Consider the following 19,886-nt stretch of genomic DNA (forward strand, 5'->3'; position numbering starts at 1 on the left):
CTAAGACGGGATTGCGAATGCAGTCCCGTTTTTCTTCACATGCCAAATAGTCACGGTCATATACCACCAAGCGGTCACAAAAAGACACCCTGCTGGAAACAACAGAGTGCCTTTGCCTTAGGAAAAAAACTAGATTTCCTTGACTTGTGACTTCTTTACTTCATAGCCCAACGTACTGATGGCCTGTTCTATGGCTTCTGCAGCAATACGGGACTCATCAAAGTCAAGTTTTACTTTGCTGGAGTTGAACAACACCTTCACGCTGTCTTTCTGCACACCTTGCAGTACTTTGGTTGCATTCTCAATCTTTTGCATGCAGGACGGGCAGGCCAAGGATTCTAGTTGGATGGTTAATTTTTTCATGGGTATCGCTCCTTTCATCGTATGGTATGGATAGCATACCAGGGTTCTCTCACGTAGTAATTGATTCAAATCAACTTCTACTTCCTTCTCTTCAATCGGTAGCGAAGCAGCCGCATTCCATTGAGGATGACAACCAGAATGCTTGCTTCATGCACCAACATCCCAATGGACATGTTCATCCACTCGCTGAAGAACACACTTGCCAGAAGAACCAACACCACACCTACAGCGATTGCTATGTTCTGGCGCATATTGCTTGCTGTCGCCTTCGCCAGACCAAGAGCATGGGGCAGGCGGCTGAAGTCTGAATTCATCAATACGACATCTGACGTTTCGATGGCAACATCGGTACCGCTACCCATGGCAATGCCAATTTGGGCCAAGGCAAGCGAGGGACTATCGTTCACCCCGTCACCGACAAAGGCAACGATGCGACCCTCTGACTGCAACGTTTTGATGAAGGCTGCTTTGTCTTGGGGTAACATGTGCCCGTGGGCCTCAGTCAAACCCAGCTGCTTTGAAACCAAATCCACCGTCCCTTGGTTGTCACCGGAGAGGACTACCAAGTGTTTGACACCCAGTTTCTTCAACGCTTGCAGATGTTCCTTCACACCAGGCCGTATTTGATCCCGAATCCCCATCAACACGCTAAGCTGCCCATCCACAGCGGTCAACACAAGAGAATTTCCTCTTGCCTCAAACCGGGCGATATCCTTACGTCCGTTCTGAGGGATTGTTACGCCAAGCGTCTCCATCAGAGCAACGTTTCCGACTGCAACACGGTGCCCATCCACCTCTGCCACGATTCCCCCACCTGCAACCACATCGGTCTTTTGAACGACATAGGCATCGACCGGACCGAGGTGTTGGACTATCGCTTTTGCCAGCGGATGGTCAGACTCTCGTTCCACACTGGACAGATATCCTAAGGTTTTCTGCGTATCAAAGGCGTAGTATTGGGTATCTGCAACAGTAGGATTGCCCGCTGTCAACGTCCCTGTCTTGTCAAAAACAATAGTATCGACCCTGCTGAAATCGTGGATGACCTCACTACCCTTGAGCAACACGCCATGACGTGCACCGTTGCCGATGCCTGCGACATGAGAAACGGGAACCCCGATTACCAGGGCTCCGGGGCAACCCAATACAAGAATGGTAATGGCTAGTTCCATATTCTGGGAGAACACCCATACAAGCGTGGAAAGCACCAAAACTGCGGGTGTGTAGTATTTTGAGAATCGGTCAATGAACCGTTCTGCTTCCGACTTTGAGTCCTGAGCCTCCTCCACCAGCTCGATGATTCGTCCAAAGGTGGTATCTTCACCAACACGATCGGCAACAATTTGCAGGGTGCCATTTTCCAATATGGTTCCGGCAAATACCTGGGAGCCCATTTTCTTGCCAACCGGCACTGCTTCACCGGTGATGCTCGCCTCGTTGATATAGCCTTCACCGGTAAGGACGGTTCCGTCAACGGGGACCTTTGAGCCAGTTTTTACGAGTAGCGTATCGCCAACGTCGACATCATCGACAGCAACTTCCTCAAACTCACCACTGTCGGTCTGTTTCAAAGCACTTTCAGGAGCCATTTCAGTCAGTTCCTTGATGGCGGAACGTGTTTTCTGCAAGGTGCGTTGCTCCAAATAGGCTCCGAAGAGAAACAAGAAAGTGACTACTGCTGATTCCTCAAAGTTTCTGATGAAAAAAGCCCCGATGACTGCCAAGGTTACCAAGACATCAATGCTGACCACTTTGACCTTAAGAGCCTGATAGGCTTGGATGGCAATCGGAGCTCCTGCGAGCACCGATGCAAGAATGAACGACCACATGGCCAGCTGCTCTTGGTGAAAGACAATCTCTCCTGTAAAGCCGAAGGCGATCAACAATGCACCGAGAACTGTAATTATGGTTTTATTGCTTAGTATGAACTTCTGCACTTGGTCCTCCTTGTTTCCAGTATGAACGATATGCTTCGTCGAGTTTTGACAACATAAAAAGGACCGCTTCATAGCTTTCACATACATCCTGGGGGACACGGTAATCATGGGTAATGGTTCGCAGCATAGCGAATTCTTCTTGTAAGGAAGGGTATTTTGTCCCTGCTTGCTCGATGTTTTTGACCATAGTCTCGAATACTCTGCGAACTTCGTGGAACTCAGGATGATTGGAGCCGTGGACACGATCTACGATGGGGACATATTGTTTCAGAACCTTGAGATACTGCTTTTTGACATCGGCGAATGCTGTAGTATTTGACATGCTGATTTCTCCTTCTTTCTCGTTGTTACAGAGGTACTGTAGCACCGATGTAAAAATGAATAATTGATTTGAATCAATGTTGGAGAGAATTGGCATGTATACGTTCACGAAGCGAATACAGCTCATCTATTGCCTCACATCGACAGTCTCGGTACGCTGATGCCCAAGAGGAACATCTATGCGTATAGCCATCTATGGAGCGGGATCACTGGGAACGGTATTGGGAGCCTATCTGTCGAAACAGGGCATCGAATGCGACCTGATAAGCCGTAACAAGTCCCATGTCACTGCTTTACAGCAAAAAGGGGCACGCATTGTAGGAAAAGCCAATTTCACCGTTCCGGTTAAGGCATTGTTGCCCGATCAAATGGAGGGAACCTACGACGTAATCTTCCTTTTGACCAAGCAGCTTGAGAACCGCAAGGTAGCCACATTCCTCCGCTCCTACCTTGCCAAGGATGGATTGTTGGTAACCATGCAAAATGGACTGCCGGAAAGCGAACTGGAACAGGTACTGGGTTCTCAGCGGGTGGCAGGGTGTGCAATCGGCTGGGGAGCAACGTTGCTGGAAAGCGGGGTTGCAGAACTTACCAGCGAGCCACAAGCCCTCGCCTTCAGCCTGGGCATGCTCAAAGCGGGACGGGAGGAGACTCTGAAAGCGATTGCTACTGTCCTGGCTGCTATGGGAACGGTCACCATCGAACAGAACTTCATCGGGGCCAGATGGTCAAAGCTTCTGATCAATGCCGCCTTCAGTGGAACGGCAACAGTACTCGGGTGCACCTTCGGTGAGGTTGCCAAGGACAAAAAGGCCCGCCGGGTCGCCCAGTTGATCCTCAAGGAGTGTTTTGATACCGGTCACCGGCTAGCCATCAAATTCGAGCCTGTTCAGGGAAAGAACCTTGAAAAGTTGTTTGATTACCAAAACAGCCTGAAGCAAAAGCTCAGTTACCTGCTCATCCCCCTTGCCATGAAGAAACATGCCAGTCTCAAGCCCAGCATGCTGCAGGATATTGAAAAGGGGAAAAAGTGTGAGGTGGATAGTATCAACGGCATTCTTTCCAAGGAAGGGAAAAGGGCTGGTATTGCTACCCCTGTCAACGACTTGGTAGTACAACTAATTGGGCAAATTGAGTCAGAAGAAGGAAAACCCGGATGGGGTAATTTGGATTTCTTCAAATCATTCCTTTCATAAGTCTGGAAAAAATAGATACTTATTTTCTCCAATAGCATTGACTCTTTCTGTGATACCTCGTAGTGTTAAGGAGCTTAGACTTTGTGTTCCTTTTTGTTCCCGATCCTATCTTTGTAGCCATGCTGCTTGACTTCCATGCACTTCTGACGGGTAATCGATCGAAACTGTACCAAACTCCTAAGACACCCAAAGAAAGCAGGCATTGACCTGCGCAAGGAAATTATCATGGCAAAAAAAATTTATGTAGGAAACATGAGCTACCAGACCACTGAAGAGGCTTTGTACTCTTTGTTCGCACAGTACGGCGACGTAATGAGCGCACGCATCATCATGGATCGCGATACCAACCGTCCCAAGGGCTTTGCCTTTGTTGAGATGGACGACGATAGCGCAGCAGTTGCAGCAATCAGCCAGCTTGATGGCCGTGAGCTCGATGGCAGAAACCTCAGGGTCAACGAAGCCATTGCAAAAGAAAGAACTGAACGCAGACCTTCTTACAACAACAGGTACTAGTCTCTATATCAAGCAGCATAGGGAGCCCAAAAGGGCTCCTTTTTCTTTACACAGATGCCAGCATCCGAGAAGCTTGCTTAGAGCTTTTTCTCAATACTAATCCGAAAAACCTTCCTAGCTGCCCCATCGTCCTTGACAATTTCCTCTTGCAGGGAAATGATGAACTACCATCATGCAACAGGTAATCATCCTCCATAACCAGATCCCTTCAGACGCCCCAGAGGACGTACTGGATATTCTTCGGCAAGCCCAATGGATTGCTGAAATCCTCACAGAAAAAGGGTATGCTACAACACTTCTGCCCTACTCGCTCTCTGCACTCGAACAATTGGAGAAGAGCGTTGTCGTTTTCAATCTCGTTGACTCGGCACCCAAGGAGGAGCTGCTCTCCTACTTGGTTCCGGGAATCCTTGAAAGCCTTCATCTGCGCTATACCGGCTGTTCACTATCCTCGCTCTTTCTCAGTACCGACAAGGTATTGGCAAAAAGACTGCTCAGTGAGCACACCCTGCCCACCCCGGCCCTCTATAGCAAAGAGAGTGAGAAAGGCCTGTACCTGATCAAACCGACAACCCAGGATGCCTCGGTGGGCCTGGATGAACAGTGTCTGGTGGAGCATGACAGAGTACAAGCAGTACTCAGGGAAAAGGAACAGGAGGTTGGGTGTCCTTGTTTTGCCGAACAGTATATCGACGGCAGGGAGTTCACCGTCTGTATGTATGGAACCAAGGAGGAGGCACACATCCTCCCCCCGTATGAGTGGGTTTTCAATGATTACGGACAGAATGCAAAAATCATCACCTACGATGCCAAATGGACTGAAAATACATTCGGCTATGAACACATCACTGCAAAGTATACCCACGATGAAGCTGACAAAGCCTTACTTCAGCAATTGGTACAGATTTCCACATCGTGTTGGAATGTTTTCGACCTGCACGGATATGCACGCGTCGATTTCAGGGTCGATGATCAGAATCGTCCCTATATCCTTGAACTGAACGCAAATCCAAGTTTCTATGGCTTCTACCACCTAGCCAAGGAGTGGCTCTTCAGCTTCGAGGACATCGTTCTCTTTTTGGTAGAACACCCGCACGTCTCATAAGTACTTGTCAACCCAAACCAGGTTTTCCAGTTCAAACCCCTCAGCTGCATACAACCCTTGGGCCCGTTCATTCTTAGGATGGGTCACCATGGCAAAATAGGTACAACCATGTTCTTTCGCCCAACGCTGGGCTTCGGTCAACAATTGAGTCCCCAAGCCATGGACCCTGGCCTCTTCTGCAACATACAGCTCATTGAGCCATAAGTAGTCGCCTCCGCTCTCCAGCCCGCAACAGACATTGCCGAACGCGATACCCAGAGCTTTGTTGTGTTGGTAGGCTACGAAGAGAACCGAGCGGCTCTCTTGTTTCATGGCATTGGCCAAGACAGCCTGTACATCCTCCATCGTTGGCGTATACCCGATGAACGTCAATTGTTGATGCACAAGATTGTGCACACCTTCGATATCAGCGATGGCACAGGTGTGTTGGAAGGTTGTAATCTGAATGTCCATAGCCTACCACCCTTTGACGTAGAGCAACTTGTCATCACCGGGAGCGTAGTAGTCCTTCAGTTGACCCTCCAGGATGTAATCATGGCGGGTATAGAAACTGCGGGTAGGGACATATAAAGGTTGGGAGGACGTCTCAATGTAAATCCGCTTCCCTCCCCTACGCTCGATCTCAGCCTCAGTCTGCATAAGCAGCTGTGCTCCGATCCCCTGTCGTTGATACGCGGGGTCGACGGCTATCCAGTAGAGATCATAGCTGAATTGTGTACCGGGAATGGGACCGAAGCAGGTATATCCGAGCACACGATCGCCTTCTTGGGCAAACTGGAAGAAATACAGACTTTTCTCGCCTTGCTCAAGCCGCTCACGAACGAGCGACACCCCTACCTCCTGCTCCTCCTCATTGAAGAAACCCGAGGCCTTCAAAATGGAAGCCACCGCCTCCCTATCCGTATCTATTGGTTGTTCACGAAACTGCATTTAGTAACTCCCGAGCAACTGCTCGATTACCTCAGTATAGGACATGCCTGCTTCAGACGCGGCAGCAATAAAGCCGCTGTCTGCGGTTATGCACGGATTGCTGTTCATCTCAAGGATAAACGGCCTGTTCTGCTCATCAACACGAAAATCTACCCGGGCATACCCACTGCTTCCAAAAAGAGTATAGACTTCTTTGGCAAGCCGTTTCAGCTCCTCAACCAAGACTCTCTGCTCAGGGGCAAAGACATAAGAACGCTGGGTATGCTGATAGGCAAAAGATTCCTGCTGCCACTTAGCCTCATACCCTACAATCTTCACCTTATCCTTGGGATAGTCAACGAAGCGCATTTCACAGACCGGCAATACTCTGCCTGAGGGTAGGATGGAGAGATTGAACTCCCTGCCATCGATATAGCGCTCGGCAAAGAGGTCGGGATGCTCTGATAAAGCCAGGCTAAGCTGAGCCTTATCAGAAAATGTCCGAACCGAAGCATCGGTAATACCCACCGAGGCTTCCTGAGCGACAGGTTTAAGCATCAAGGGGACCTGAAGGAAGTCAGAACACTCAGCAACATCTTCGAACCAAGGAGGAGTTGGAAGACCAGCCAAACCGAGTTGCCTCTTGGCAACCAGCTTGTCTCCGGTAACAGAAAGCGTATAGGCACTACCTCCGCTGTACGGAACCGAAAGCGTCTGACAAACCAACGGGACCAAGTGAAGAAGTCGGCTTGAACTCAGATTCTCCACCAGATTGAACACTAGGTCGCAGCCCGACTTCTCAATGCGGCGGGCAGTGAGAATCAGGTTCAAGGAAAAGGCAGCCACCTCGACGGAATGGCCAAGGCGGAGCAAAGCTTTCTTTACCGCCTTAACCTGAAGCAGCGTGTCAGCCTCATCCTCACGCATACCGCTACGCTGTACATCGGTGAGAATCAGAACCTTCATAAGCCGAGCCTCTTTTGTGCAGAGTGCATGATCCGGGCAATAAGCTCATCATAGCCCAAGCCATGCATCCTGCTTAGTATCGGGAGATCTGAATCGATGGGATGCAGGCCGGCCAAAGGATTCACTTCCAAGAAGTGCACTACCCCTTTCTCGTCCATTTTCACATCGATACGTCCCCCGTCGCGGCACCCGAGGGCACGCCAAGCGGCCAAGGCAACAGCCTCGGAGGCCTTCCATGCCGACTCATCGGGTCTCTCATAGCGGGTAGTGGTCTCGTACTCCTGCTTGGTCTTGTAGGAATAAATGCCACCGTCACTGCTATGGTCAATAATAATTTCCATCACCCCGGTGCTCTGTGCCTCATCACCGGTTCCTGTGATGCCGACAGTGAACTCACGCCCACCCAGATACGTCTCGACCAAGACCGGCTGCTGATACGCAGCAAGCATTGCCCCCGAAACCTTCTGAAGATCTTTGGGGTTCGTTACCTTGCTGGATGCGGTAATCCCAATACCCGTACCCCCTGCAACCGGTTTAAGGAAGAGAGGATAGGGCAACGAAACTTGCTTCCAGTCATCGGATGAGCTCAGCACGCAAAAGTCTGCAGTAGCCACCCCGGCTTTTCTCACCACTTCCTTGGTGAATCCTTTATGCAGGCAAATCGCCAGAACGAAGGAATCGGAGAAAACATAGGGTATCTGATAGGCATCCAGGAGGGCCGGGATCACCGACTCACGCAACAAGCCGAACAGACCTTCGGCAATATTGAACACCAGATCGCAACGCTTACCTTCACCAAGATACCCCACCAAAGCCTTCACGTTGCCGATACGCACCGTCTGATGGCCCAGTTTCTGCAGTGCCGCATCGATAGCATCGATGGTTACGATGCTATCGCACTCGGCAACCAATTCAGGTGCATACCCTTCTTTGAGGTAGTCGTCCTTCAAGTCATAGGTCATTCCAATCAGCACGTTACTTGCTCCCTTGCAGTGGGATAGGTAAACACTTTTCCCTCATAGTTTCTGAGGTACAGATGCTCATCATCCTGTCCTACTTCGTACTGCGGCAGAATAGGTACCTTGCCACCGCCGCCCGGAGTATCAATGACGTACTGGGGAATCGCATACCCGCTGGTAAATCCCCTGAGTCCCTGCATCAGTGCCTTGCCCTTGTCCACCGTTGTTCTGAAATGTTCGGAACCGGAAATAGGATCGCACTGGAAGAGGTAGTAGGGTTTCACCCTTGCACGCAAGAGCTTGTGAAACAAATCGGTCAATACAGATACCGAGTCATTGACACCCTTGAGCAACACCGTCTGGCTGCCCAACACCACACCGCTGTCGGCAAGTGCATTGCAGGCCCTGACCGATTCCTTGGTCAGCTCATCAGGATGGGTTGCATGGATACTCATGTAAATCGGTTTGTATTTTCTGAGGATTGCCAAAAGGCTTTCATTGATACGTTGGGGCATGACCATCGGAACCTTGGTACCGATACGCACCATCTCTACATGGTCGATACTGGTCACCTGGTCGAGCAGATAGTCAATCATCTCATCCGAAAGGGTAAGCGGATCGCCACCGCTGATGACCACATCACGGACCTCGGTATGCTCTTTGATATAGTTGATCGCGCCTTCCCAATGCTTTTGCAGAGCCTCGGTGTGACCTCCAACCATACGCGAGCGGGTGCAGTACCTGCAGTAGGTGCTGCAAAAGCTGGTGGTTAGAAAAAGCACACGGTCGGGATAGCGGTGCACCAGACCTTGTACGGCGGTGGTATGCTCCTCGGCCAAGGGATCTGCACTCTCGCCTTTACCAACATACGATTCCTCGATGGAGGGTATGACAGTCCTGCGAAGGGCACTTGTAGGATCATTTGGATCAATGAGACTGAGATAGTAGGGGGTTACGGAGAAGGGAAACAAGGTGTCCGCACTCTTGAGGGCTTCGCGTTCACTTTCAGTGGGAGTGAGGAACCGACAAAGGTCCGCGTAGGTGGTGATTCGATGAAAAAGCTGCCAGTGCCAGTCATTCCACATCGTATCGGTCGCGTCCGGGAAGAACTGCTTCCTGAACTCTTCGATTCTGCCTTCCAGAGGAAATCTCGACTCTTGAAGGTTGCCGTTCTGGTGATGAGGTTTCGGTGCACCCGAAGGTACACCGCTCCGTATAAGCGGAGGCTCGACATCATCAATAATAACACGCTCGTTAGTATTGAACTGTCCCATAAAAATCGTCCTTGACGACCAAAATCACGGTCCTTTCGACTCTCCATGATCGTCGCCACCAGTGTATCACTAAGAATAAAAAAGGTCGCTATACTCTGTGCATATTTCTTCATCATTTCGTAGGTATTTTTTCAGAATGAAAGCTCTCAAAAAACTGAACGAGAACAATGAAAAACAACCTTGCTTTCCGGTCTCAGTGAATGGCCGGAATCCAGGAAACCCTACTTGTCGATTTATGTTTCCTCGGCGCCTCCTCTCTGCTACCATCTACCCAATACCTTAGGAGAAATCATGAGAGAATGGAAGGTCTTTCATCCCGAACTGTTCCAAGGCGCAAAGAGAAAGCACAAGTATTTTGAAGGCTGGTATTGCAAAATCGCCCTACAAAAACCGACGCCTGAAGTACTGTGCCTCATCAGCGGCATCTCCCTCTCCTCTGACTCGCATGCCTTTATCCAGGTTGTTTCGAGCTTGCAGGAAAAATCCTGGTATGTACGGTTTCCACTCTCAGCCTTTCATGCAGAAAAGAACCGGTTCATCATTCACATCGGTGAGAACAGCTTCAGCCGGGATACGGTACACATCAGTATCAAAACCGACGGGTTGGACCTTGTCGGGGATTTTACTTTCTCGGAGGTGAAACAATTCCCTGTCTCTTTTACCAGGCCAGGCATCATGGGTTGGTATGCCTATGTACCTAGAATGGAATGCCTGCATGCCGTTGTTGCCACATGCTGTACAGCAAGAGGCCAGTACGTGCTGAACAGTCGGTCTGTCGACATTGCAGAGGCCGACGGATACATGGAAAAGGATTGGGGGACTTCGTTTCCCAAAGCCTACCTATGGATGCAGGCCAACAGTTTTGCCGCCAAAGGAGTATCGGTCATGCTCAGCATCGCCCACATACCCTTTCACGGGCTCTCCTTTACGGGTTTTCTTGGATTCATCCAGCTACCCGACTCCCTAATTTCGTTCGGCACCTACACCGGCGCAAAATTCCGTATCGATGAGGTTAAGCCGACCAATGTACAGGTGACGATATCCACCAAAGCATATCGGATTACGCTTTCTGCCTCGCTAGGAAGCGCCAGCGGCCTGGCAGCACCGAAACAAGGGAGTATGGAGCGCACCATCTACGAGAGCGTGGACGGAACGATGCAACTCAGACTGGAAACAAATCAAGGCGAACTTTTGTTCGACGCTTGCAGCCCCCATGCCGGCCTTGAGTTCAGCGAAGCTTCCCATCTGATGGATGGCAGATAAAAAGTATTGTATAGTACCTACATGACATATATCACAGAATTCCTGAAAACCTTTGAAGAGCAATACATGGTCTCCTTTTTCATACTCCTTGGCACGTTGCTGGTATTGCTTGGAGCAAATGCATTATTGGGTAAGCGTATCAAAAAGCTTGAGGATCTGAAAATTCGGGATGAGAAGAGCGTCAAGGCACTCGCCCTTCCTGCCTTGCGCTTTATCAAGCGCATCGCCATCCCCCTGCTCTTCCTTGCCTCTCTCTCTTTGTTTTTGAACAGTGTTTCGTTTGCAGAGGGAGTGCATAGGATAGTCCAGATTGTCTTTGCCGTTATTATGACCATCATTATTGTGCGATCGGTCAATAAGGCCCTGGAACTGAGTTTTTCCAAGTATTTTGAAAAAGAGTATGCAAATCGGGAGCATGAGAAGAATCTCAAGCCTTTGCTCTCCTTTGTAAAGTTGCTTCTGTGGGTGATAGGTTTTCTCATATTAGTCAGCAACCTTGGCTTCAATATCACCACGGCCCTTGCGGGCCTCGGGGTCGGCGGTATCGCAGTTGCCATAGCCGCCCAAGGAATCTTGGGGGATCTGTTCAGCTACTTCGTCATTTTTTTCGACCATCCCTTCGCACTCGGGGACTTCATCGTCTTCGGTGATAAGTCAGGTGTCGTGGAACGGATCGGAATCAAGAGCAGCCGTATACGGGTCCTCAGCGGTGAGGTTCTGATCATCTCCAATTCCGATTTGACCTCGAGTCGGATCCATAACTATAAACAGATGCAGCGAAGGCGTGTAGTATCCTCCATTACCATTCCGTATGAGACTCCTATTGAAAAGGTGCAAAAGGTAACTGGGTTCATCAAGGATGCAATTGCCGATGTAAAAACCATAGAGGGTGTACTGTGTGACCGCTCCCACTTTCAGACCTTCGGTGCTTCGGCCTTGGTTTTCGAAACAGTCTATTATGTACCCTCTCCGGAATACCTAATCTTCATGGACGTACAGCAAGAAATCAACCTTGCCTTACTCAAGAAGTTTACCGAAGAGGGTATCAAGTTTGCCTATCCCACCCAAAAGATATTTACCGTTCCCGTCTAAATGACTTTGATCTCCTCGATATCTTCTTCCTTGTCCACACTCAGGATGCGGTCCATCTCATCGTGGACTGCCTGGGTATAGGGACCGAAGTCGAACAACGGCCTGAGACGAATGAAAAGCGGACGGACAAAGTGCCTGAGCTGGCTTCTATCCTTTTCCAACGTGGATTTGCTTTGCAACACCATTACGGTCACCGCCGAGGGTGAGTTGTACGAGCCAACTTCGACGAAACCGAACTTCTTGTACAGTTTGATAGTCTTATCGTCATCGGCGAACACATCGATGATCAACTCCTCCACCCCTGTAGCACGAGCCAAAAGGAATACCAGGATGATCAAGCCGATGGACGCTGAGGTATTGCGCATCTCAGGCAGCACCGCCAAGCGGATGATCTCGGCACACTTGCGTGTCTTAAGCACCGATTGGATGTCAAAGTACTTGGAAATCGGCAGCGGCCAGAAGTGCTCGCTGGTCATCAGGCTCACCGTTCCCACCGGGTGCAGACCCCTGAAAGCAAGAATGTGGAGAGCCTTCTCGTCCACCTTGCGGTGGATCGACTCCTCAATGTAGCCCTTCTCCCCAACCAGCACCTTGCGCTGGATGAAGAATACGTCATTCATGCCGTTCTGATCGGTGACAAGCTGGAACCGGATGTTTTCCTTGTTCTCCTCATTGAGGGCAAAGATGGTCGTGAATTCCGAACCTACCTGTTCCTCGCTCTTCACCCGGATTCGTCCCCCCATCTTTTCTACAATGTTATAGCAGTTGGATAGTCCAAGACCGGTACCGCTTCCAGGAGCCTTGGTGGTGAAGAACGGGGTAAAAATCTGGCTCATATGCTTCTCAGGAATACCGCAGCCGGTATCACCGACTTTGACCTGCACAAATCCATCTTTCTCTATACAGCTCAAGGTGAGCTTGCCATTTCCATCCATTGACTGGATGGCATTGACGATAAGATTCAGGAAAAGCTGTTGCAGCTCTCCCTCATTGGCTTCAATGGAGGGAAGTGCATGATAATTACGCTCAACATGAATATTCAGGGAATCGATACCTCGGAGAGCCAATCGCAGGGAGAACTCCAGCACCCGTACCAGTTCAACCTGCTGGGTCTGCTTCACTTCTTCCTTGCGGCTGTAGATGGACAACTCCTTGATAACATCGCTGGCAGTCTTGGAATAGGTAAGGATATCCTGCACATATTCAAAGTGCGGGTTCTTCTCCTCAAGCTCACTGAGCATAATTTCGGCTGTTCCCACAATACCGGCTAACGGATTGTTCAATTCGTGGGCGATACCGGCAGCCAACGTTCCGATACCCGCCATTTTCTCGGTTCGGACCAGTTCCTCCTGCATGTGCTTCTGCTCGGTGATGTCGTTGATTATCTCAATGAATACACTCTTGCTCTTATCCGGGGAACGAACGGAGTGAAACTGGAATGAGAATACTTGGTCGGCGACATCGGCTTCGGTCTCCTGCAATACCCCGGTGTGCAGGCACTCAAGGCCTTGGCAGAATGGGCAGGGACGGCTTCGGTGGAAGAACGCGCGGTAACACTTGCTTGAGATAAGGGCTTCCCGGTCCTGGCCGAAAAAGCTTACAGCAGCGGTATTGGCTTCCTGGATGGTGAAGTCGATATCAATCAGGCAGACAGGGGAAGCGATACCATTGAAAATGGCCTCCAGCTTATTCTTGCTCATGGTCAGCTCATCACCTTGGATGCGCAGTTGTTCAAACGAAAGAGCGTTCTCCAAAGAAAGGCTGCTCTGGGCGGCAAGGATTTCCAATGCTTCGCGTTCGATCTCACTGATCAGAGCTTTGGCATGGTCATAGCCGATAAAAATGTAGCCGGCGATCTGCTTGCGGAAAACCAAGGGAATGAGTACATCGACCGGAGGAAGCGAGGAGCTGACTTCCATGCGTTTCTCATCGGGGTTTACACTGATGACCGAACCCTGATTCTCCTTCTTATACAACTCCAGACGTTGTGAAACCTCATCGGAAAACGAGAAGCTAATCTCTTGTCCAATCTTACATGCGGAAGGACAGTTGTTGTGGGCTACCAAAAAGAACTTTTGCTCATCGTCATGACGCTTGGCTACAAACACAACCCATTCGGTTTTTAGACCCGAACTCAGGCTTTTGACCACCTCGTTGCCCAAATCGTGCAAGTTGACGATGGTGGTAAGTCGTTTGCTCAAATTCTTGATGGTTGTTTGGTAAGGGTGGCGCTTGGGAATAATTACCGTATCCACGATATAGGAGAGCAAATTGCGTAGTGGGTGGATGATCAATACCGTTGCAACACCAAGGATGAAGGAGAGCTGGAAAATGTTGCCGGGATCGAAATTGCTGTTGTAGTACTGGATAAACGTAAAAATCAGCAGGTACACCACCGAGGCCGCTATTGCCAAAATGGTCGAGTAGATGATTGACAGCCCGATGCGTGAGTAGTTTATCAACTTATACTTATAGATAGTGTAGAAAAGAAGGACTGCGTTGATGGTTGCAGCGAAAATATCGATTGGATAGCGCCCCAGTTCCGGGAAAACATTCATGAAAATACCAACGAGCATGATCGCAACGCCGATGAGGGGAAGTGCAAGATTCTTCTGGAACCCTTGACTGTTTCGGCGATTGGCCCCGATCAGCAGCATGACCAGGGTGAAAATCAAATAGACATAGCTCAGCGAGTATGCCGAAAGTGCTCCTGGGGCCAACTGGTAGGAGAATTCTCCCCCTGCGCTGAAACTGACGGCACTGACGATATTGCCGGTGAAGTTGAGGAGCATCAGGGGAATGATCAATATATAACTAAGCTTGATGATAACCACAATCGCGCGTTTCTGGATTTCCAGAATATCGACTACGAAACTGCACAGGGCGTATGGTACAGACAAGAGGCCTATAAGCATAATACGGTTCCAGAACAATGGTGTCTGGATTGGGCTGTTGAGGTGCATCATCATTGAGCCGAAGCTCCAGATGGAGACAAAAATCATATATAGCTGAAAGGACCAATAGAAACGATCTTTCTTGTATTGGAAGAATCCAAATATAACAAATGACACATATAAGACGAACGCCACCGCAGGAATTATAGTCGAGACATCAATAATCATGGGGATTCCTCTTTTTTCCTTTCACTCACGGAAAATTTGTATTAGTATAAAGGCAATTTATGAACATAATCAAACTATTTCTACTAGGAGCATGTGGCTATTTGCTTGCCACTCTATACGATATTGCTTTGTTGTATAATAAAAATTGGCTTGCCAGACTATTATACGTGGGTTTTTTTCTAACTGCCCTTCCGTTTGTCTTCTTTTTCATCTCTTTCACCTCACCCCATCCAACCGCATTACGAGTCGTTATCTTGGTCCTGATGTTCATTTCCTTGGTATTGACCCTCTACTCGGTCCTGCTGGAAATACCCTTGCATGGAAATGGTACACTCTACACAAAAGGGACCTACAGCCTGTGCAGACATCCCGGTTTCCTATGGTATTCCTTTTTCACCTTGTTGACTGCTACCTATTTCTGGTATGCTCCACTTGCTTGGGTGTGCTTGGGATTTATATGCTGCAACTTCGCATTGATAACGCTGGAGGATGTAGTATTGTTTCCAAAAATGTTCCCCCAATACAAGGATTATAAAAAGACTACACGTTTTCTCATTCCCTTCTAGGGCTGGAAAAATCGGAGAAGCTTGCGATGACTAGACATATTGTGACTACTGATGACGATCCTGCTATCCGTAAAATCCTTCAAATCATGCTCCGCAAGGAAGGGTACATGGTTACTGCCTGTGAGGAAGGAAATGGGTTGCTGCAACTGCTGCGCCAGAGTGAGGAATCCATCGACCTCATATTGCTGGATATCAAAATGCCGGGCTTCTCGGGTTTTGAGCTGCTTGAGATGATTCGTGCAAGCTATCCACAGATTCCCATTGTTATGATTACCGCTTTCAACGACCTGGATACCGGTATGAAAGCCATGCGGATGGGAGCCTCCGATTACCTGGCCAAGCCGGTGCACCGAGAGGCTTTGTTTGCTACCGTCAAGCGTGTGCTTGATGAAGCTGAAAAAGAGCAACAACTCTTGGACAAGCAGATGCAGTCCCAACATCAGAGGGCATTACTGGAGACTGAACTCAAGGAGGTCCTTACTTCCTTGCAGGATACCACCATTGCTACACTGGAAGCTTTCAGCGAGACCATTGAGCAGAAGGATTCCTATACCAAGGGACACTGTAACCGGGTGCGCAACCTCTCGGTAGCCTTGGGCAGGGTTCTGGGACTGCCACACGAGAGTCTTGATATACTGGAGGGAGGCTCCCTTTTGCACGATATCGGCAAAATCAGCATCCCCGAGGAAATTCTCAACAAGGATTCCTCGCTAAGCAAAGAAGAGTATGAGGTTATCAAGACACATCCGGAGGCAGGCCAGCGCATTGTTGCACACCTTCCCTACCTCAAGCGCTATATCCCCATAGTAAGAAGTCATCATGAACGCATCGATGGACAGGGATATCCCGATGGGCTGAAAGGCGAAGCCATTCCCCTTGAGGTTAAAATTGTCAGCCTTGCCGATGCCTATGATGCGATGACCAGCAGCCGAGCATACCGTGCCGCGCTACCCACAGAAATCGCTATCGAGGAACTCAAGTTTTTCAGCGGCTCCCAATTTGATACCGATTTGGTCAATCTATTCATCGAAAATGAGCTGTATTTGCTTTAGTACAACGCTGTACAAGCTTTGATAATCGAGCGAGACTGAGACAAGGAGGCTTCTATGGCAGATCCTTGGTATGTTTCGCTTTTTAAAAACTATGCCCACCACTATGACAACGAGTCCTTCACGCAGGGTACGCTTGGCGAGTGCGACTTCATTGAACAGGAATTGGGCTACGACAAGAAGCTCAAACTCCTCGATGTAGGCTGTGGAACCGGAAGGCATACTATCGAGCTGACTAAGCGCGGGTACACTGTCACCGGCATCGATTTGAGCGAGGCACAATTGCAGCGTGCAAGACAGAAAGCTCAAGAGGCTCATCTGGACATCCCCTTTCTCCAGGCCGATGCCCGCAATCTGAATTTTGATAGGTGTTTTGATGCAGCAATCATGCTTTGTGAGGGTGGCTTCTGCCTGATGGAAACGGACAGGGAGAATGAGGCAATTCTCATCAGCATTGCAAAAGCACTCAAGGATGAGGCCCTTCTTATATTCACCACGCTCAACGGCCTGTTTCCACTCACCCACTCGCTGGATGACTTCTATGGCCAAGTAATTGATGCAGGCTCGGCGTGTGCCGATACTCATTTCAACCCAATTTCCATGCGTGATCACAATACGACATCCTTTACCGATGATGCAAACAAGGAACACTCCGTTACAAGCAGCGAGCGCTATTACATCCCAAGCGAGCTTACCTCGATGCTTGAAAAGCTTGGCTTCTCCACCATAGAGTTCTTTGGGGCAACACTGGGTGCTTTCAGCAGGGAAAAGCCATTGACGTCCGATGATTTTGAGATGCTGGCCGTTGCCAAAAAACAGCTGAGTGATGATTCACTGATCGATCTCTACACCCGGAGTCTGCAGTCGGGTTTGCAAGAGAGAGCCTATCGCTTGATCTTCTCGTTCTTTTGCAACCTGCAAACACAGTTGCAACAGCAGTATCCCCAAGCAAAGGTCAGCTCGCTCTACCAAGGGTATCTGGATATGAGCTACCTGGCACTGGTTCCCCCCAGACTGGAACAACTCGGCCTTAAGCTTGCCATCGTCTATGTGCATGCAAACAAAGGCTTTGAATTCTGGCTGGCTGCACGGAACCGTGGATTGCAGGATAGTTGGAGGGAGAAGCTCAGAAACAAGGTGTATGCACCCTACCTATTGGTCGAAAAGGGGCCGGGCATCGATGCAATCGTCAGCATCGGATTGGAAGGCAACCTCTCTTTTGGCAACCAACATGCCCTGATCACCCGATTGTGTGATACACTGGATCTGATGCTTACGGACTTGGAGAAACTACTGAATTAGGAGTCAGGTATGTGGGATGCTAAACGATGGCTTGAACAATTTGAAAAGGCTTCTCATGAAAAAGATTATGAACGGTTGCACGCGCTCAGGCGTGATGTGTTTTTCGATACCGTCGCTGATGTACAGAAAGGTTACTATCTATCCAGTTCTGGCAAGCAGGTCCTTCTGAAGGACGATGCTCTACGTTTAGAAAAATCGGAATTGTACCAACAAGAACTTCAGGTGGAAAGACCCAGGGAAGACAGGACAACCCGTATCGAGGTCAAGGAGCTGGACACCCTGAAGGCTGCACAATTACTCAGTAATCCCCTGGTTTTGAATATGGCTAACCGCCACCAGCCGGGAGGCGGCGTGCTCGATGGGGCTGGGGCCCAGGAGGAATATCTCTTTCGCGTCTCCAACTACTTCCGCTTTCTCTATCAGTTCAGCGATACAGGCTCCTCCTTCATGGTTCCCAGGCGAGAAGAATCTTACCCGCTTGATCGAAACTACGGGGGTGTCTATTCACCATCGGTTAGTGTGTTCCGCTCGACGGAGCAAGAGGGGTATGCGAAACTTGAGCAGCCGTTCGAGGTTTCCTGCGTAGCTGTTGCAGCCATCAGCCAACCCAACCTGCTGAGCGACCATACTGAGCACTACTGGCTCGAAGACTCCTTCATTGAACCGACCAAACGCAAGATCAGGACCATTTTCAACATCGCAATCCTTCACAACCACACCCATCTGGTCCTTGGGGCATTCGGCTGTGGCGCCTTTAAGAATCCTCCAAACCACATTGCTCTTCTGTTTAAGGAAGTCCTTGAGGAACCTTTGTACAAGAATCAGTTCTCGCACATCCTATTTGCCATTCTGGATAATCACAACTCCTATAGATGGTTCAACCCCGAGGGAAACCTGAAGCCCTTTCAGAAGGTGTTCGAACCCTACCAAGGAATGTAAACATGCCCTTTTTCCTGATCAAAAAAGATATCACCACGCTTAGGACCGATGCCATCGTCAATGCAGCAAATACTGCCTTGAAGATGGGAGGCGGGGTATGCGGTGCAATTTTCAAGGCAGCAGGCATTGAAGCTATGCAAAGCGCCTGTGAGGCTCTCTCTCCTATCAACATTGGGGAGGCGGTACTTACCCCGGGCTTCAATCTGAGCGCCACCTACGTGATTCACACTGCAGGCCCTGTCTATAGGGACGGAAAGCATGGAGAGCAGGAGAAACTCAAAGCCTGTTACACCAACAGCCTCAATCTAGCCAAGCAACATCATTGCAAACGTATTGCCTTCCCGCTGATCAGCAGCGGAATCTATGGGTATCCTAAAGAGGAGGCCTTGAAGATTGCTACCGATGCCATCCAAAGGTTCTTGCTGGACTGTGAAATGGAAGTCACCTTGGCCCTCTTCGACTCGATTCAGATACGAAGTACGTTGCTTGGTCAAGTTGGAGCCTATCTCGATACTGCCTACGAACCCGCCCTTTCTCGGGCATTGCTCAATGCAGAAATCCAAGCAATGCAAAGTGTGCAAGAGTGCGGAATTGGATCGCCTCATTATGATGGCCTCGACGATTTGTTGGAACATCTGGACGAGAGCTTCTCCGATACGCTGCTTCATCTGATCCAGCAGAAAGGGAGAACCGAGGTCGAGATTTATAAGAGGGCGAACCTCGACCGCAAGCATTTCTCAAAAATCAGGACCGGCGGTGGATATGTACCAAGCAAAAAGACAATTCTGGCTCTTGCTGTCGCGTTGGAGTTGAGCCTTAAGGAGACCCAATGGCTCTTGAGCCTTGCTGGCTACTCATTTTCCCATGCCAGCAAATTCGATGTGATTGTTGAGTATTTCCTCAAAGAACACCTGTATGATATCTATTGCATCAATGAGGTATTGTTCAGCTACGACCAGCCGCTCTTGGGAAACTGAAAATGTCGCTTTTCAAGTGACCTCTTACCAACA

Annotated in this window: 19 protein-coding genes; 10 read left to right on the top strand and 9 right to left on the bottom strand. The window is 49.4% G+C overall.

The annotated features are described in order from the left end of the window. Positions 1-129 precede the first annotated feature (129 nt). From SPIBUDDY_RS12985 to SPIBUDDY_RS12995, 3 genes are all read right to left on the bottom strand, one after another. A complete protein-coding gene (locus SPIBUDDY_RS12985; RefSeq protein ID WP_013608224.1) occupies positions 130-363 on the bottom strand; it encodes a heavy-metal-associated domain-containing protein in 234 nt (77 codons plus the stop codon). A 77-nt stretch (positions 364-440) separates the two neighbouring features. Next, entirely contained in the window at positions 441-2,300 is a 1,860-nt protein-coding gene (locus tag SPIBUDDY_RS12990) for a heavy metal translocating P-type ATPase (protein ID WP_013608225.1), read from the bottom strand. Further along, the gene (locus tag SPIBUDDY_RS12995) at positions 2,275-2,622 is read right to left on the bottom strand and encodes a hypothetical protein (protein WP_049787881.1); all 348 of its coding nucleotides are present in this window, start codon (positions 2,620-2,622) and stop codon (positions 2,275-2,277) included. Before SPIBUDDY_RS12995 ends, SPIBUDDY_RS12990 begins: the two co-directional genes overlap by 26 nt. A 178-nt stretch (positions 2,623-2,800) precedes the next feature. On the opposite strand from SPIBUDDY_RS12995, the gene SPIBUDDY_RS13000 reads away from it, so the two are divergent. The 3 genes from SPIBUDDY_RS13000 (at position 2,801) to SPIBUDDY_RS13010 (ending at position 5,435) form a co-directional block, all read left to right on the top strand. Beyond that, a complete protein-coding gene (locus tag SPIBUDDY_RS13000; RefSeq protein ID WP_013608227.1) occupies positions 2,801-3,817 on the top strand; it encodes a ketopantoate reductase family protein in 1,017 nt (338 codons plus the stop codon). 225 nt (positions 3,818-4,042) lie between these two features. Beyond that, the gene (locus tag SPIBUDDY_RS13005) at positions 4,043-4,330 is read left to right on the top strand and encodes an RNA recognition motif domain-containing protein (protein ID WP_013608228.1); all 288 of its coding nucleotides are present in this window, start codon (positions 4,043-4,045) and stop codon (positions 4,328-4,330) included. Positions 4,331-4,502: 172 nt separating this feature from the next. Further along, positions 4,503-5,435, top strand: a complete 933-nt coding sequence (locus SPIBUDDY_RS13010; protein ID WP_013608229.1) for an ATP-grasp domain-containing protein — start codon at positions 4,503-4,505, stop codon at positions 5,433-5,435. Here SPIBUDDY_RS13010 and SPIBUDDY_RS13015 read toward each other — a convergent pair. From SPIBUDDY_RS13015 to SPIBUDDY_RS13035, 5 genes are read right to left on the bottom strand one after another with little or no spacing between them, the layout of a single operon-like run. Beyond that, complete coding sequence (locus tag SPIBUDDY_RS13015) at positions 5,430-5,888, bottom strand: GNAT family N-acetyltransferase (protein WP_013608230.1); 459 nt, start codon at positions 5,886-5,888, stop codon at positions 5,430-5,432. The genes SPIBUDDY_RS13010 and SPIBUDDY_RS13015 overlap by 6 nt on opposite strands. Before the next feature lie 3 nt (positions 5,889-5,891). Next, positions 5,892-6,365, bottom strand: a complete 474-nt coding sequence (locus SPIBUDDY_RS13020; protein WP_013608231.1) for a GNAT family N-acetyltransferase — start codon at positions 6,363-6,365, stop codon at positions 5,892-5,894. After that, positions 6,366-7,310, bottom strand: a complete 945-nt coding sequence (locus tag SPIBUDDY_RS13025) for a D-alanine--D-alanine ligase family protein (protein WP_013608232.1) — start codon at positions 7,308-7,310, stop codon at positions 6,366-6,368. It abuts the gene before it with no gap. Then, positions 7,307-8,284, bottom strand: a complete 978-nt coding sequence (locus tag SPIBUDDY_RS13030; RefSeq protein ID WP_013608233.1) for a D-alanine--D-alanine ligase family protein — start codon at positions 8,282-8,284, stop codon at positions 7,307-7,309. The genes SPIBUDDY_RS13025 and SPIBUDDY_RS13030 overlap by 4 nt, the downstream gene beginning before the upstream one ends. Next, the gene (locus tag SPIBUDDY_RS13035) at positions 8,278-9,543 is read right to left on the bottom strand and encodes a KamA family radical SAM protein (RefSeq protein ID WP_013608234.1); all 1,266 of its coding nucleotides are present in this window, start codon (positions 9,541-9,543) and stop codon (positions 8,278-8,280) included. The genes SPIBUDDY_RS13030 and SPIBUDDY_RS13035 overlap by 7 nt, the downstream gene beginning before the upstream one ends. Positions 9,544-9,834: 291 nt before the next feature. Between SPIBUDDY_RS13035 and SPIBUDDY_RS13040 the strand changes: the two genes are divergently transcribed. Then, positions 9,835-10,806 carry a tocopherol cyclase family protein gene (locus SPIBUDDY_RS13040; RefSeq protein ID WP_013608235.1) on the top strand — a complete coding sequence of 324 codons (972 nt, stop codon included), beginning with the start codon at positions 9,835-9,837 and terminating at the stop codon, positions 10,804-10,806. 21 nt (positions 10,807-10,827) lie between these two features. Further along, entirely contained in the window at positions 10,828-11,898 is a 1,071-nt protein-coding gene (locus tag SPIBUDDY_RS13045) for a mechanosensitive ion channel family protein (protein ID WP_013608236.1), read from the top strand. Here the strand turns inward: SPIBUDDY_RS13045 and SPIBUDDY_RS13050 are convergent. After that, entirely contained in the window at positions 11,895-15,020 is a 3,126-nt protein-coding gene (locus SPIBUDDY_RS13050; RefSeq protein ID WP_013608237.1) for a GNAT family N-acetyltransferase, read from the bottom strand. The two genes, SPIBUDDY_RS13045 and SPIBUDDY_RS13050, sit on opposite strands and share 4 nt — an antisense overlap. 167 nt (positions 15,021-15,187) lie before the next feature. On the opposite strand from SPIBUDDY_RS13050, the gene SPIBUDDY_RS13055 reads away from it, so the two are divergent. Genes SPIBUDDY_RS13055 through SPIBUDDY_RS13075 form a run of 5 tightly spaced genes read left to right on the top strand, consistent with a single transcriptional unit; the run spans position 15,188 to position 19,853 of the window. Continuing rightward, positions 15,188-15,586, top strand: coding sequence for a hypothetical protein (locus SPIBUDDY_RS13055; RefSeq protein ID WP_155816121.1), 399 nt, complete (start codon positions 15,188-15,190; stop codon positions 15,584-15,586). Positions 15,587-15,612: 26 nt separating this feature from the next. Continuing rightward, positions 15,613-16,638 (top strand): HD domain-containing phosphohydrolase, encoded by a 1,026-nt coding sequence (locus SPIBUDDY_RS13060; RefSeq protein ID WP_013608239.1) that lies wholly within the window; start codon positions 15,613-15,615, stop codon positions 16,636-16,638. 54 nt (positions 16,639-16,692) lie between these two features. Continuing rightward, the gene (locus SPIBUDDY_RS16070; protein WP_013608240.1) at positions 16,693-17,937 is read left to right on the top strand and encodes a class I SAM-dependent methyltransferase; all 1,245 of its coding nucleotides are present in this window, start codon (positions 16,693-16,695) and stop codon (positions 17,935-17,937) included. A gap of 9 nt (positions 17,938-17,946) precedes the next feature. After that, entirely contained in the window at positions 17,947-18,876 is a 930-nt protein-coding gene (locus SPIBUDDY_RS13070) for a TIGR02452 family protein (protein WP_013608241.1), read from the top strand. A 2-nt stretch (positions 18,877-18,878) separates the two neighbouring features. Further along, complete coding sequence (locus SPIBUDDY_RS13075; protein WP_013608242.1) at positions 18,879-19,853, top strand: macro domain-containing protein; 975 nt, start codon at positions 18,879-18,881, stop codon at positions 19,851-19,853. The last annotated feature ends 33 nt before the right edge of the window (positions 19,854-19,886 follow it).

This window comes from Sphaerochaeta globosa str. Buddy (assembly GCF_000190435.1).
GTDB lineage: Bacteria > Spirochaetota > Spirochaetia > Sphaerochaetales > Sphaerochaetaceae > Sphaerochaeta > Sphaerochaeta globosa.